Origin of the sequence: Albibacterium profundi, from assembly GCF_042159835.1 — a bacterium.
Taxonomy (GTDB): domain Bacteria; phylum Bacteroidota; class Bacteroidia; order Sphingobacteriales; family Sphingobacteriaceae; genus Albibacterium; species Albibacterium profundi.
Genome location: NZ_JBBVGT010000002.1, coordinates 859,304 through 874,588 on the forward strand (window position 1 = coordinate 859,304; position 15,285 = coordinate 874,588).

Below are 15,285 nucleotides of genomic sequence, written 5' to 3' on the forward strand. Positions count from 1 at the left end.
TATAACGCTACTAGCTCGGGATTAGTATTTAATTTCTTTAAATAACTAAAACAATATTAATTTTAAAGACAATCAACCTTGCATATTGAGCACCGATCAAGGCCAAAAGTTTCTTACTTATCCTTATATAGTTTATCAGCTAATTCAATCGCTTTGTAAGCATTCGCTATTCCGCCTGTGATACTAATGTCACTCAAATACACTCGCTTGTTGGTATTATCTTGTCTGATTTTGACTTTATTATCAATTTTTACAACCGACCTTAGGATAATATCTTTTACTTCTACAGCCGTAAACCTTGGGTAATATGAACGGATGATAGCAGCTAAGCCTGCGACAGTCGGTGCCGCCATACTGGTTCCACTTAATTCATCATATTCAGAGTCAGGTACTGTCGAGTAAATATCAACGCCTGGAGCAAATAAATCAACCGTCTGTTTGCCATAATTTGAGAAAGAGGCGATCAAGTCATTTTCATCCCAAGAAGTTGCCCCGACCTCTATCCAAGCTTCTCCTTTTCCTTGATTAAAACCTAAACTATCAACATAAATCGGATTCGGATAACTCGAGATCTCATCGTTATCTTTACTATCATTACCTGCAGCGTGGATTAATAAAACGTCCTTCTCCATCGCATATTGAACTGCGTCGTCGACCACCTGTTTGTCTTTAACATAAGCTTTACCAAAACTCATATTAATAACTTTTGCTCCATTATCAGCAGCATAACGTATGGCATTGGCTACATCCTTGTCTCGCTCATCTCCGTCTGGTACTGCTCGTACTCCCATAATCAGCACATGATCCGCAACTCCGTTCATTCCGATGCTATTGTTTCTAACAGCACCAATTATCCCTGCGACATGTGTTCCATGCTTCCCGTCTGGACCTTCAATATCTGCGTTTCCATAAATCCGTTCACTGCTGTCTTCATAATTATCACCTACGATATGTCGCGAATCAAAGTCCATATTAAGATGATACTTTAATTGATTAGAGTAATACTCAAAGGCTTCGTCAAGTTCTTCATAAAACTTCTCAAAGCCTTTTTCTTCAACTTCCGACTGAACGATCCTTAGAGCTCGCGACTCATTTTTATTTTTTGCTTTATAATTTCTGAATTGCGCAGCCGTTGGTGTTGGTTCTCCGATGCTCACCACAATGCTATCTATAACCTCTTTAAGCATTCCGTAGTTCAACTCGCCCCTACGCGCTTGCTTTAGCTTCGCCATATAATCAGTCGTCATCTTCTGATACTCGTTGAACGCGCGTTTTTCCTTTTCATCAAGCGGGGTAGATGGCAAAACAGATATATATTTCGGTTGTAGTTCTCTGAGCAACCTCACTAGTTCGAGATTATCATACCGTACATTCTCACCATCTGCGTTACCAAGAAAATTCCACCCGTGTATATCATCGATATAACCATTCCCATCATCGTCAATTCCATTCCCTGCAACTTCGCCTTGATTCACCCACATGACATCTTTCAGATCTTCATGATCCGTCTGCACACCACCATCAATCACCGCTACAATAACGGTTTCTCCTTGCTTATTTTTTAAAAGCGTACGATAAGCCTTTTCAGTACTTAAACCATGTACGCCATCTTCGACGAAATCAAGATTCTGCCAATTAGCTATGCCCGCTTTATACTCTTGCGCAAGTAATGACGTTGTAATCGACGTCAACAGGACAAAAAACAATATGCTAGTTTTATTAATCATATTACTCCATGTATAATCACTTATCACAAAGATAAAATAATATCACTCTGAAAATGGTTAAAAAGAGTTAAAAGTAAAGGGATTGACTCTCGTAAGTCGAGTTTCCAGTTTTATAGGTGTTGATCTTGTTGTTGATTTGAATTTTGGCATTAAATACCACGGGCCCGTCCACGATGTGTGAACGGGCCCGGGAAAAGGGTAGGGCGCCGACCTACTCTCCCACCTGTTACGGCAGTACCATCGGCTCTGGCGGGCTTAACTTCTCTGTTCGGTATGGGAAGAGGTGGACACCGCCGATATAGGCACCTGAAAATCTTGATATGCAAGCCCCTAACAGGGGAACAAGCAATGACATGCATTGGAAGAAAAAAAGAATCGAGAGAGAAAACAACAGTCTATCTGCTTTGAGAAAGCTTCGGGTGATTAGTACCGCTCGGCTTTGGTATTCCTACCTTTACACCTGCGGCCTATCGACGTCGTAGTCTGCGACGGCCCTCAATGGAAGTCTCATCTCGTGGCTAGTTTCGCGCTTAGATGCTTTCAGCGCTTATCTATTCCCAACATAGCTACTCTGCGGTACAGCTGGCGCCATAACAGATACACCAGAGGTTGGTCCATCCCGGTCCTCTCGTACTAAGGACAGCCCCACTCAAACTTCCTACGCCCACAACAGATAGGGACCGAACTGTCTCGCGACGTTCTGAACCCAGCTCGCGTGCCACTTTAATGGGCGAACAGCCCAACCCTTGGGACCTTCTCCAGCCCCAGGATGTGACGAGCCGACATCGAGGTGCCAAACCTCCCCGTCGATATGAGCTCTTGGGGGAGATCAGCCTGTTATCCCCAGAGTACCTTTTATCCTTTGAGCGATGGCCCTTCCATGCAGAACCACCGGATCACTATATCCGTCTTTCGACCCTGATCGACTTGTAGGTCTCACAGTCAAGCAAGCTTATGCTATTGCACTCCACGTACGGTTACCAAGCGTACTGAGCTTACCTTTGAAAGCCTCCGTTACCTTTTTGGAGGCGACCACCCCAGTCAAACTACCCACCAAACAATGTCCCCCGCTACAGCGGGGTTAGGAACCGGTTACAGAAAGGGTGGTATTTCAAGGATGATTCCACGATGCCTGGCGACACCGCTTCACAATCTCCCACCTATCCTACACATCCTGTACCCAGTCACAATGTTAAGCTATAGTGAAGGTTCATGGGGTCTTTCCGTCCCGTTGCGGGTAATCGGCGTCTTCACCGATACCACAATTTCACCGAGCTCATGGCTGAGACAGCGCCCAGATCGTTACACCATTCGTGCAGGTCGGAACTTACCCGACAAGGAATTTCGCTACCTTAGGACCGTTATAGTTACGGCCGCCGTTTACTGGGGCTTCGATTCAATGCTTCGCCTTGCGACTAACATCCCCTCTTAACCTTCCAGCACCGGGCAGGTGTCAGGCCTTATACTTCATCTTTCGATTTGGCAAAGCCATATGTTTTTGTTAAACAGTCGCCTGGGCCGTTTCACTGCGGCTTCTCCATCCCGAAGAATGGAGGAAGCGCCCCTTCTCCCGAAGTTACAGGGCCATTTTGCCGAGTTCCTTAGCCATGATTCACTCGAGCACCTTAGGATTCTCTCCTCGACCACCTGTGTCGGTTTGCGGTACGGGTTTTTATAACCTGAAGCTTAGCGGGTTTTCTTGGAAGTCTGATTACCTGCACTATCAGCGCACCCGAAGGCTTGCTGTACTGTCGGGATTCAGCAAGTACGGCGGATTTGCCTACCATACCTATACCTACACCCTTCAACGAACTATTCCGTCAGTTCGCGGCAGTGTCACTACTCCGTCACCACATCGCAGTTATAAAAAGTACTGGAATATTAACCAGTTGTCCATCGGATTCCCCCTTCGGGTACACCTTAGGACCCGACTAACCCTGATCCGATTAGCGTTGATCAGGAAACCTTGGTCTTTCGGTGGGCGGGTTTCTCGCCCGCCTTATCGTTACTTATGCCTACATTTGCTTTTCCAGAAGATCCAGCACGGCTTACGCCATACCTTCAGCTCCGCTGGAATGCTCCCCTACCGATCTTTCGATCCCATAGCTTCGGTGATACACTTGATGCCCGTTTATTATCCATGCCCGATCGCTCGACTAGTGAGCTGTTACGCACTCTTTAAATGAATGGCTGCTTCCAAGCCAACATCCTAGCTGTCTGTGCAATCGGACCTCGTTAGCTCAACTTAGCGTATACTTGGGGACCTTAGCTGATGGTCTGGGTTCTTTCCCTCTCGGCCCTGGACCTTAGCACCCAGAGCCTCACTGCCGGTTATATTTCATAGCATTCGGAGTTTGTCTGGATTTGGTAGGATGTGACTCCCCCGCACCCAATCAGTAGCTCTACCTCTATGAAACTCAACACCGACGCTGTTCCTAAAAACATTTCGGGGAGTACGAGCTATTTCCCAGTTTGATTAGCCTTTCACCCCTACCCACAGATCATCCGGAAACTTTTCAACGTTTATCGGTTCGGTCCTCCAGTACGTGTTACCGTACCTTCAACCTGTCCATGGGTAGATCACAAGGTTTCGCGTCTACCTCCCCTGACTATGCGCCCTATTCAGACTCGCTTTCGCTGCGGATCCGTGGCTGAACCACTTAACCTTGCCAGGGAAGAGTAACTCGTAGGCTCATTATGCAAAAGGCACGCCGTCACGGAACAAGTCCGCTCCGACCGCTTGTAAGCACACGGTTTCAGGTTCTATTTCACTCCCCTGTTCGGGGTTCTTTTCACCTTTCCCTCACGGTACTAGTCCACTATCGGTCTCTCAGGAGTATTTAGCCTTACCAGATGGTGCTGGCAGATTCCCACAGGGCGTCTCCGACCCCGCGGTACTCAGGATACTGCTAGACCAGGCTCGCTTACGTATACGTGGCTGTCACACGCTATGGCTCCCGTTTTCCACCGGAATTCTACTTCGCTAACCTGTAATCACATCGCAGTCCTACAACCCCGAACATGCCGTAACATGTCCGGTTTGGGCTCTTTCCCTTTCGCTCGCCACTACTCAGGAAATCATTGTTATTTTCTTCTCCTCCGCCTACTTAGATGTTTCAGTTCAGCGGGTTTGCTCTTCTTCGTGACATGTCTTCAACATGCCGGGTTGCCCCATTCGGAAATCCACGGATCAAATCATATGTGCTGATCCCCGTGGCTTATCGCAGCTTATCACGTCCTTCATCGCCTCTGAGAGCCTAGGCATCCACCGTGTGCCCTTTCTTACTTTCTTCTCCGCATACCCTTTTGCTAGTATATGCGGATGCTTTTATTGTCTGTCGGCAAACTCTTCTGCAGCCTACCGGGCAAGCCCAATAGCCTAACATCAAAGCAGCCAACGTCTCTACTGTTGTCTTCTCTTCAATTTTCTTTTTCTTCCAATATGTCAAAGAACGTTCGGAAAACCGATTATACGAAACCAAAAGGCGGATTAGACCTCCCGGAAACATCACGGTCCCTAGATGTGGAGAATATCGGAGTCGAACCGATGACCTCCTGCGTGCAAGGCAGGCGCTCTAGCCAGCTGAGCTAATTCCCCCTCTTTCGATGGTAGTCCCGAGCAGATTTGAACTGCTGACCCCTACATTATCAGTGTAGTGCTCTAACCAACTGAGCTACGGGACTAGCTTTTCCAATGCTGCAAGGGTACCCCATAGGGGACAGGTACTCTTATTCTTCATTCTTTATGTCTTTATCAAGAAAATCTCATGGCGCAACGAGTGACAATAACCGGCCACTCTAGAAAGGAGGTATTCCAGCCGCACCTTCCGGTACGGCTACCTTGTTACGACTTAGCCCCAATTACCGGTTTTACCTTAGTACGCTCCTTGCGGTTACATACTTCAGGTACCCCCAGCTTTCATGGCTTGACGGGCGGTGTGTACAAGGCCCGGGAACGTATTCACCGCGTCATTGCTGATACGCGATTACTAGCGAATCCAACTTCACGGGGTCGAGTTGCAGACCCCGATCCGAACTGTGATCGGCTTTTGGAGATTGGCATACCATTGCTGGTTAGCTGCCCTCTGTACCGACCATTGTAGCACGTGTGTAGCCCCGGACGTAAGGGCCATGATGACTTGACGTCGTCCCCACCTTCCTCACTGTTTGCACAGGCAGTCTGTTTAGAGTCCCCACCATAACATGCTGGCAACTAAACATAGGGGTTGCGCTCGTTGCGGGACTTAACCCAACACCTCACGGCACGAGCTGACGACAGCCATGCAGCACCTAGTTTCGTGTCCCGAAGGACGTATCCGTCTCTGGATACTTCACTAACTTTCAAGCCCGGGTAAGGTTCCTCGCGTATCATCGAATTAAACCACATGCTCCTCCGCTTGTGCGGGCCCCCGTCAATTCCTTTGAGTTTCAACCTTGCGGCCGTACTCCCCAGGTGGAATACTTAACGCTTTCGCTTGGACGCTGACTGTATATCGCCAACATCGAGTATTCATCGTTTAGGGCGTGGACTACCAGGGTATCTAATCCTGTTTGATCCCCACGCTTTCGTGCCTCAGCGTCAATCATACTTTAGTAAGCTGCCTTCGCAATCGGTGTTCTGTGACATATCTATGCATTTCACCGCTACTTGTCACATTCCGCCTACCTCAAGTACATTCAAGCCCGACAGTATCAAAGGCACTGCGATGGTTGAGCCACCGTCTTTCACCCCTGACTTATCAGGCCGCCTACGCACCCTTTAAACCCAATAATTCCGGATAACGCTCGGATCCTCCGTATTACCGCGGCTGCTGGCACGGAGTTAGCCGATCCTTATTCGCCGGGTACATTCAGCCCTCTACACGTAGAGGGGTTTATTCCCCGGCAAAAGCAGTTTACAACCCAGAGGGCCGTCTTCCTGCACGCGGCATGGCTGGTTCAGAGTTGCCTCCATTGACCAATATTCCTTACTGCTGCCTCCCGTAGGAGTCTGGGCCGTGTCTCAGTCCCAGTGTGGGGGGTCATCCTCTCAGATCCCCTAGACATCGTCGCCTTGGTGTGCCGTTACCACTCCAACTAGCTAATGTCACGCGAGCCCATCATTGTCCCATAAATGTTTGATCATAATCCAATGCCGGAAAATGATGTTATGCGGTATTAATCCGGATTTCTCCGGGCTATCCCCCAGACAATGGTAGGTTGCTCACGCGTTACGCACCCGTACGCCACTCTCACCCAAGATAAGCAAGCTTACCCTGGGATCCCGTTCGACTTGCATGTATTAGGCCTGCCGCTAGCGTTCATCCTGAGCCAGGATCAAACTCTCCATTGTAAAAATGTTGGTTTGCTACCTGACCCTATTCACTCAAAATCTGTTAATAGAATCGGTACTGTTATATCTACGGTACCGGTCATTGACTTGGTTTGAACTTCTAACTTTCGTTATCTCTCAAACTACTCGTTACGCTACATGATAATCTTCTCTTTTAAGAACTTCTGCGCCGGTGGCCTCACGGTCCGACTTTTTATATCTTTCAACCAGGGACTGACCCCGATCATCTGATCCTTTTTTCAACACTCCCGAGCGTCGCGCTCAGGACCCCGTTCGTTTCGGGATTGCAAAGGTAAGAGGTTTTTTTGATTCCGCAAAATAAAAAATTTTATTTTTTTTCGCACCCCTCGTCTCCAGCAAATCCCCCGAAATGCCGGGCTGCAAAGATAAGGGCTTTTCCTGTCATGGCAAAATAAAATCCGAAAAAAATACACCAGATCCTACCGCTCAAAAACATCGAAAATAAACCCCAGAACTCAATGAACAATCCGCAATACCTCGTTTGCGGGATGCAAAGATAGGAACTACAAGCCAACTTCCAAACACCGCGCCACTTTATTTTCAGGGGGAAACGCAACGGCCTGAAAAACAGCACGATTGTTTTTCTAGCACCCCCCACAAAAACAAGAAGGCGCCAAAGGGGAACACCCCCGCCCAGCATACCCAACCCACAAACAGCGCCGACGGCGCTATGCCCAACCCACCCAACCCCAAGAAAACCACGGCGACCCCCAGTAGGACAAACAGTGGTTAAACAGTGGTTAAACAGTGGTAAAACAGTGGTAAAACAGTCCTCAAACAGTGGTAAAAGGACTGCTTGAGGACGGTTTGACCAAAGATTGACTACAGATAGATTAGAGTATAGGCTTAATATGATAGCATTAACCTCTCATTATATTTGATAGACTCTCTCTAGAGGAGCAAAATCATTTGAGATTATTGTATCTTTAAATTTAACTATACATCATCATACCAAATGAAAATAATTCTGAAACACCGTATCAGCGTAATCCTTATCTTACTTTCGTCCGTTCCATTTTTAGATACGGATGCACAGACGATCGAAAAGCCGAATGTTATCATCATCAACACGGACGACCTAGGTTACGGAGACCTAAGTGCTTATGGTGCAACCGAGATCAAAACACCGCATATTGACGCCTTAGCGGAGAACGGCATTCGGTTTACCAATGGCCACGCCACATCAGCTACTTGTACTCCATCGAGATACGCCTTGTTAACAGGCGAATATCCCTGGCGTAGAGATACAAAGATTTTGCCCGGCGACGCAGCATTGATTATCCCCACTGACAAAACCACAGTTCCTTCGCTGTTTCAAAAAGCAGGATACGCAACCGGCATTGTCGGCAAATGGCATCTAGGGTTGGGGAAAACATTAGAAAAAGATTGGAACAAACCGATAACACCCGGACCGAACGAAGTTGGTTTTGACTATTCTTTTATATTTCCCGCGACCGCAGATCGTGTCCCGACAGTTTTCATGGAGAACGGACTGGTGTTAGGTCTTGAAGCGGATGACCTGATAGGGGTTAACTACAAGGAAGCAATCGGCAACGACCCTACGGGTATATCCAATCCAGAACTGCTTAAGATGCGTGCTTCTCCAAACCATGGCCATAATAATACGATCGTCAATGGAATTGGCCGTATCGGTTATATGACCGGTGGTCAAAAAGCTAGATGGACGGATGAGGAGGTGCCGATAACATTTCTAGTAAAAGCAAAAGACTTTATCCAAAAAAATAAAAATAAACCTTTTTTCCTTTATTATGCACTAACAGAGCCTCATGTTCCGCGTATGCCTTCAACTATTTTTAAAGGTAAAAGCAAATTAGGATATCGTGGAGATGCTATCTTACAGATCGACTGGGCTGTCGGAGAAATTACGAAACAGCTTAAAGCGTTGGGAATAGAAAAAAATACTATCATTATATTCACAAGTGACAATGGTCCCGTACTCAACGATGGCTATGTTGATTATGCTGTCGAGATGAACGGCAAGCACCGACCCGCTGGTCCTTTGCGTGGCGGAAAATACAGTGCTTTTGAAGGCGGAAGTCGGGTACCTTTTATTATTTCCTGGCCCGGAAACATCGAAGCCTCAATCTCTGATGCCTTGGTTTGTCAGGTAGATTTCCTACGATCTTTCGCCCATTTGATCAAGCAACCACTCTCTGAAGAACAGGGACAAGACAGCCAAAACACGTTATCTGCGTTCCTCGGCCAATCTAAGCAAGGGAGAGATATCTTGATTAAGCAAGGAGGTGCGCTAAGCGTTACCAAAGGCCGTTGGAAATATATCACTCCCAATCCGGGTGTCGCTGTAGCGAAGCTGACCAATATAGAAACTGGAAATTCAAAAGAGGATCAACTATATAATTTAAAAGAAGACCTAAGCGAGCAAAATAACGTTGCAAAACAACATTCTGAAAAAGTAGCAGAATTGAAGCAGATACTTTCCCAAACTACCTCACCTTAATAAATGAAAACGGACAATCGTTTGCGTTGCTTAAACATTTGGTTTTAGCTTCCATCTCTCTTATTATTGTAGCTGAAACCTAATTTCATCATAACGATAATTCTATTATGAGTACAAAAAGAAGAGACTTTCTAAAGCTAACGGGCCTTACTGGCTTAGGCTTGATGGGCAGTAGTTTAGCAGGCTGTGCAACCTTGGGCGCTAGCTCCAAACCCTACGGTGGGTCACATAAGCAACGTTTCAATATGAGCGGTTATGCTGCACCGAAAATAGAAACCGTAAGAGTTGGGATCATCGGACTAGGTATGCGGGGTCCTGGTGCAGTTAACCGAATTAGCCATATAGATGGTGTAGAGATTAAAGGCCTGAGTGATTTAATTCCTGAGCGGGTTGATTCAGTTAAGAAAAATCTTAAATCCAGCCGTCATAATCCAGCTTCTTATTCAGGGTCGGAGGATGCGTGGAAAGCCTTATGCGATCGAGATGATATCGATCTAATTTACATTTGTACACCGTGGCACCTCCATGCTCCGATGGCCGTATATGCGATGGAAGCGGGAAAACATGTGGCTGTCGAAGTTCCAGCTGCAGTTACGGTAGAAGAGTGCTGGCAGCTTGTAGAAACTTCGGAAAAAACGAAAAAGCACTGCATGATGCTTGAGAATTGCTGCTATGACTTCTTTGAGTTGATGACATTGAATATGGCTAGACAAGGTTATTTTGGAGAGATTATCCATGCTGAAGGTGCATATATCCATGACTTGCTCGACTTAAATTTCTCAAAGAATGGTTACCAAAACATGTGGCGTTTGAAGGAAAACTATCGTGACGGAAATCTTTATCCGACACATGGTCTTGGACCTGTTTGTCAGATTATGGATATAAATCGTGGCGACAAAATGGATTATCTGACCTCTATGGCATCGAATGATTTTCACATGGCCGATAAAGCAAAAGAGTTAGCTGCAAAAGACGATTTTTACAATGAGTTTGTTGGAAAAGATTACCGTGGCAATATGAATACAACCAGTATTCGTACCGCTAAAGGACGAACAATCATGATTCAACATGACGTTACTTCACCTCGCCCGTACTCACGAATCCATCTAGTAAGTGGCACGAAAGCTTTTGCGAGGAAATACCCCAGTCCTGCACGAGTGGCAAAAGGACATCAATGGCTTAGTAAAGAAGAATTTGAAAAGCTAGAAACTACTTACACCCCTGAAATCGTAAAGAAAGTTGGTGAGATGGCGAAAAAAATTGGCGGACACGGTGGTATGGATTTTATGATGGATTGGCGATTGATTGATTGTCTACGTAATGGACTACCTCTAGACCAAGATGTATATGACGCCGCCTTATGGAGTGTTATCGGTCCATTAAGTGAATGGTCAGTTGCCAATAGGTCGGATTCAATCGATGTCCCTGATTTTACTGCAGGCTCATGGAAAACCAACACACCAGTTAACTTGACCTTGGAAGGTGGAGGCACAACCGGTGTGACAGTGTAAACTACTTTACATCCGACGGGGGCGGTTCGAATTGCCCCCGAACTTTCGGACGTTGTACGTAAAACTTAATATAAAATACTGGTTTAACATAATACTCTCACGATCCTCAATGAATTGCTCGCTGATATTTCTTGAAATATTGGTGTTGGTATTGAGGATATCATAAGCAGAGATGGCAATCTCTCCCTGCTGTCGCGCAAAAAGTTTCTTACCTATGGAAGCGTTCCACAAAATGAAGCGTTGAGAGTCATCGCTTGTTAAACCAGTATTGTAATTGTAATTGAAGGTTGACGATATACGCATCCCTTTCAAAAAGATGAATGTAAAATCATTTCTTAGGTTCTGATTATAGAAGTTATAACTCAAATCGGGATTCATATTATTACGAACAACACTGTAGTTACCTCCGTACGAAAAGCTAAAGATAATTTTCTGACTAATTTTGCTATTAACTGATATACGTTGATTAATGCCTGATGAATTTGCATAGGAAATTTCATTATTGAGCAGACCAATATCTCTAGTATGAAACACACCGGTATTCATACTAAGGTTAATTTTTAGCTTCTCTATCGGGATACCGATATTAGCATTCCCCCTTAACCGATAATATCCGTCTACGTTCTCAGGTTTTGTAAATCGCCCGCCTTTCCCTAATAGCAAGTCTGGACTAATAAGCGTATCCTGTTCAGCAATGAAAGTCGAGTTTACAATGTGATTATTCGAGAATTCAGCATCTATATTCGCAGCAAAATTCGCGCTTGTTTCCCGGTTCACTGTTTTGTAACGCAAGGAGAAGCGATGGCCATACTCCTGCTTTAGATCGGGGTTCCCCACTCTCACATTCAACGAGTTTTGATTATTTATGACATTTTGTAGCTGATTAATGTTGGGTGCATTGGTCGCTGTATTGTAATTAACACGAATATCTTTACTCTTGGAAAAACGATAAGTGAGACTAGCGTTCGGCAGGTAACTATTAAAGCTACTCGAATTGAGTTCCTCGTCTGGGAAAAATTGATGGTTTTGCAACCGTGCTCGCTGCATGTCTAAGCCCAAATCGAACCGAAAATCCTCCACATTATACTGGTAACCGAGGCCTCCGCTATGGTAAACATAGTCATTTCTGAATTCATTGGACAGCTGCTCATTGAGCTCAACAAACTGCCCTGTTTCTGCTAAAAACTCGAATGTCTCCCGGTTCGAGTAATTATTCGTATTTCGGATACTGTAATTGATTTGAAGTCTGCTGTTCTCGCTGATAGGTTCTGTATAGGCCAATCTGCCAGTTAACCCATTACCGTTTGCGTGAGTGTTGTTCTCATTGTTGACAGTATCAATTCTATTTAACAAGTAATCTTGATAGAATTCATTCATTGATAAATTATAAGCGAGCCCCTTGTTACTATTTAAGGACCCGTTAACACTTAGTGACACAGTTCTTCCCTTATCATTTAGGCGACGTCGATAGCTGAAATCACCAGATATATTGAAGTTTTTATGGTCGTTCTGATTGTCACGGACCGATGCATTAACGGGCTCTTCTGTAGACAGCATTGTATTATTGGTCGAGCTTAAAAACATCCCACTTTTTTGATATTGAATACTTGGTCTAAAAGAGATCGAGTTGTTGCTATCAACCTCATATTCAAATCGAATATTCGCTCGGTGACTCAAGTTTTTTCCAGATGTATTTAGCTGTTGCACATTCAGCTGATTACTCTTATTCCCGATTAAATACTCACGATTAATCAAGCTCTCGGTATAGCTATCCGTTTTGTTAAATGAATAATTTGCGTTTAAATCTACTTTATCACCCCATTCATTATTATAATTCATGGCAATATTGTTGGTATTTCTTAAGCCGGCCCCAGCATTATTCCTGCCCCTGCCACGAGATCTACCCCTGCCATCTAAGGTCTCACCACCAGCGAGGTTCTCCATGGAAAAATCACGTTGGTTTACGTTATTTGAAACGGCATTAAACGATATCCTTCGCTCACCGTTAAATATATTATAGCTACCACCCGTATTATATCTTTCCGAATTACCGTAACCACCAGCAATTTTACCGAAATATCCATGCCGTCTATCCGGTTTTGTTACAATATTGATTACCTTTTTCCTTTCGCCGTCATCAAAACCGGTAAATTTAGCCTGATCACTTTGTTCGTCGATAACCTGTAATTTACTAATAATATCTGCCGGTATTGTTTTCATCGCGATTCGCGGATCGGTACTAAAGAACTCTTTACCGTCGACCATGATTCGCTGAACCTCCTCACCTTGAAATGTGAGCTTACCTTCACCGTCGATCTCTGCTCCAGGTAGCTGACCGATCAATGCATCGGCATCAGCATACGGTTCTGTAGTAAAAGCCCCAGCGTTAAATTCGGTCGTATCACCTTTTAGCACGACCATCGGCGGTTCTGCGTTAATATCTACTGCACTTAAGATAGTCATATCTAAAGGAAGCAGTACATTAAATGCTTCTGAGGTATTTTCGGCATTCAGAACGAATTTCTTTTGATAGGGTTTAAAGCCTACAAAATATATTTTTAGGGTATAAGAACCATTAGGAATATTTACGAAGTGAAAATTACCTTTCTCTTCAGAACTGGCTGACTTCATTAAAGAATCAGCGGCCGAACGAAGCTCGACCCTTGCCCCCATAAGTGGGTCGTTAGTCAAGCTATCTCTAACAACGCCTGACACAGAAGACTGAGCCGAAGCCATCAACGCGATAAACACGAGAAATGGTGCAAGGAATAGACCTTTAATCATAGTTTAGGTAAAATGTTATGTATCTATCCTTTAGAGAAAAACCAAAGCGTTAGGTTTAATCGTAACCATTTTATTACAATCAAATCTAACGCCTAAGTGGATTACGGTTCTCTAAGGAAGATTATTCAAGTCGACCTCAGGCTTTTCTTGTGTAGGGGGCCTAGTGAATGAAGTACCGATGGACGTGTAATCATCAAAAAAACCACAGTTTCTTAAATAGAAAGAACCATCTTTTTCGCCACCAGCATAATCAATTCGATATCCTGTACGCGCTGTGTTGTCAGCAGAAAAGACCCCTTCAGTCAGTTCCGTCCAGTTGTTATTCTTATCACCAACCCATTGATTGGAAAACAACACGTTGCGCTCAAATATACCTTGCTGTGGCGCAAAGTTTTCTAAGAATGAATGAAAGCCCGTCAACCACGAGTTTGTTTTCGGCCGACTAAAGCTAGCTATCAGCCGCCATTCACCTTCTTCCGGAGCAAAGAACCAAGCGCTGTACTCAGTATGATTGTTACCAACGGGCTCGCCTTTGAGAAGAAATTTATAGGTATTTCCCGCCTTCCAATTGTAACGCAAAAAGCTTTGTCCACCAGAACCTTCATTGCCGAATTCGCCAGTATTGACGCCTTTACCCTTCTTCAATAGTTTGATCTTTTGATCCTCCGGTATCTCGTCTGGGTTATCGGTAACGAACGGACTCCAAACCGAAAACAGTATTCTTCTTTCCGTTTCCGAATTCACTTGTATCCCGAAATAACCTCCATTGAACCCATTTGCCATGTAATAGGATCCGACTACATCATCTCCCTCAGGAACGGTAATTTCATTATAATACCATTTAGCTTCTATTTCTTCCGGCATGGGGTATCGCATATGAACGGAAGGTCCCCTACGACCCCAGTAGAAAAAGTTACCCTCGTTGTTTTTTACAAATTGGGTGCGCTTGTCAATCGCCGTGCCAGCAATCTTATAACTAGCAATAGAAGGAAAATATTTTCCTTCTTTCGAAACACCTCTAAGTTCCACCTCCACATAGCCCGTATCTACAAGGTTCCATTCGCCAACGTACGTATCAACAAACTCCTGTCCTTTTAATACAATCTTTTTTGATTCGCCACCGATTTTCACATCTAGAACAGCTGCACCAGACGGAGAAGATGCATTTAGCCATAGCTCCAATGAGCCCGTTTTTCCGACACGAAAGAATGTCTTGAATGTCGCGTCAGCATCATCCCATCTCCGGATGCCTTCGTTTGTTATAACTCTTGAGTTCGATTGGTTTTCCACAGTTTGCCACGTGTTGCCACCAATCGGTATAGTCTGACTCTGAGCGGTTAGATTTCGTTGGGCGAATACGGATTCACTCAATAATGCGAATAAAACGCCAACAGTGATCGAGCAAATGAATTTCCAGTGATTATTAAGCAT

At 44.9% G+C, this 15,285-nt stretch carries 5 protein-coding genes, 2 tRNA genes and 3 rRNA genes; 2 read left to right on the forward strand and 8 right to left on the reverse strand.

The features are described from left to right. Positions 1 to 113: 113 nt before the first annotated feature. The 6 genes from WKR92_RS05290 to WKR92_RS05315 all read right to left on the reverse strand — a co-directional run bounded on the left by WKR92_RS05290 (position 114) and on the right by WKR92_RS05315 (position 7,059). Positions 114 to 1,727, reverse strand: a complete 1,614-nt coding sequence (locus WKR92_RS05290) for a S8 family peptidase (RefSeq protein WP_375556779.1) — start codon at positions 1,725 to 1,727, stop codon at positions 114 to 116. Between the two features lie 198 nt (positions 1,728 to 1,925). Further along, positions 1,926 to 2,037, reverse strand: a 5S ribosomal RNA gene (rrf, locus tag WKR92_RS05295). 94 nt (positions 2,038 to 2,131) lie between these two features. Further along, a 23S ribosomal RNA gene (locus tag WKR92_RS05300) occupies positions 2,132 to 5,019 on the reverse strand. A 232-nt stretch (positions 5,020 to 5,251) separates the two neighbouring features. Beyond that, a tRNA-Ala gene (locus WKR92_RS05305) sits at positions 5,252 to 5,325 on the reverse strand. 9 nt (positions 5,326 to 5,334) lie between these two features. After that, positions 5,335 to 5,411 (reverse strand) — tRNA-Ile (locus tag WKR92_RS05310). A gap of 118 nt (positions 5,412 to 5,529) precedes the next feature. Next, positions 5,530 to 7,059, reverse strand: a 16S ribosomal RNA gene (locus tag WKR92_RS05315). The 16S, 23S and 5S rRNA genes sit together here with 2 tRNA genes alongside, the layout of an rRNA operon. A 976-nt stretch (positions 7,060 to 8,035) precedes the next feature. Here WKR92_RS05315 and WKR92_RS05320 point away from each other — a divergent pair. Both WKR92_RS05320 and WKR92_RS05325 read left to right on the forward strand, forming a co-directional pair. Beyond that, entirely contained in the window at positions 8,036 to 9,559 is a 1,524-nt protein-coding gene (locus WKR92_RS05320; RefSeq protein ID WP_375556780.1) for a sulfatase family protein, read from the forward strand. A gap of 107 nt (positions 9,560 to 9,666) precedes the next feature. Beyond that, positions 9,667 to 11,070 carry a Gfo/Idh/MocA family protein gene (locus WKR92_RS05325; protein ID WP_375556781.1) on the forward strand — a complete coding sequence of 468 codons (1,404 nt, stop codon included), beginning with the start codon at positions 9,667 to 9,669 and terminating at the stop codon, positions 11,068 to 11,070. Positions 11,071 to 11,076: 6 nt separating this feature from the next. Here the strand turns inward: WKR92_RS05325 and WKR92_RS05330 are convergent, their stop codons facing one another. Both WKR92_RS05330 and WKR92_RS05335 read right to left on the reverse strand, forming a co-directional pair. Continuing rightward, entirely contained in the window at positions 11,077 to 13,854 is a 2,778-nt protein-coding gene (locus WKR92_RS05330; protein ID WP_375556782.1) for a TonB-dependent receptor, read from the reverse strand. Between the two features lie 111 nt (positions 13,855 to 13,965). Next, complete coding sequence (locus WKR92_RS05335; RefSeq protein ID WP_375556783.1) at positions 13,966 to 15,285, reverse strand: DUF3472 domain-containing protein; 1,320 nt, start codon at positions 15,283 to 15,285, stop codon at positions 13,966 to 13,968.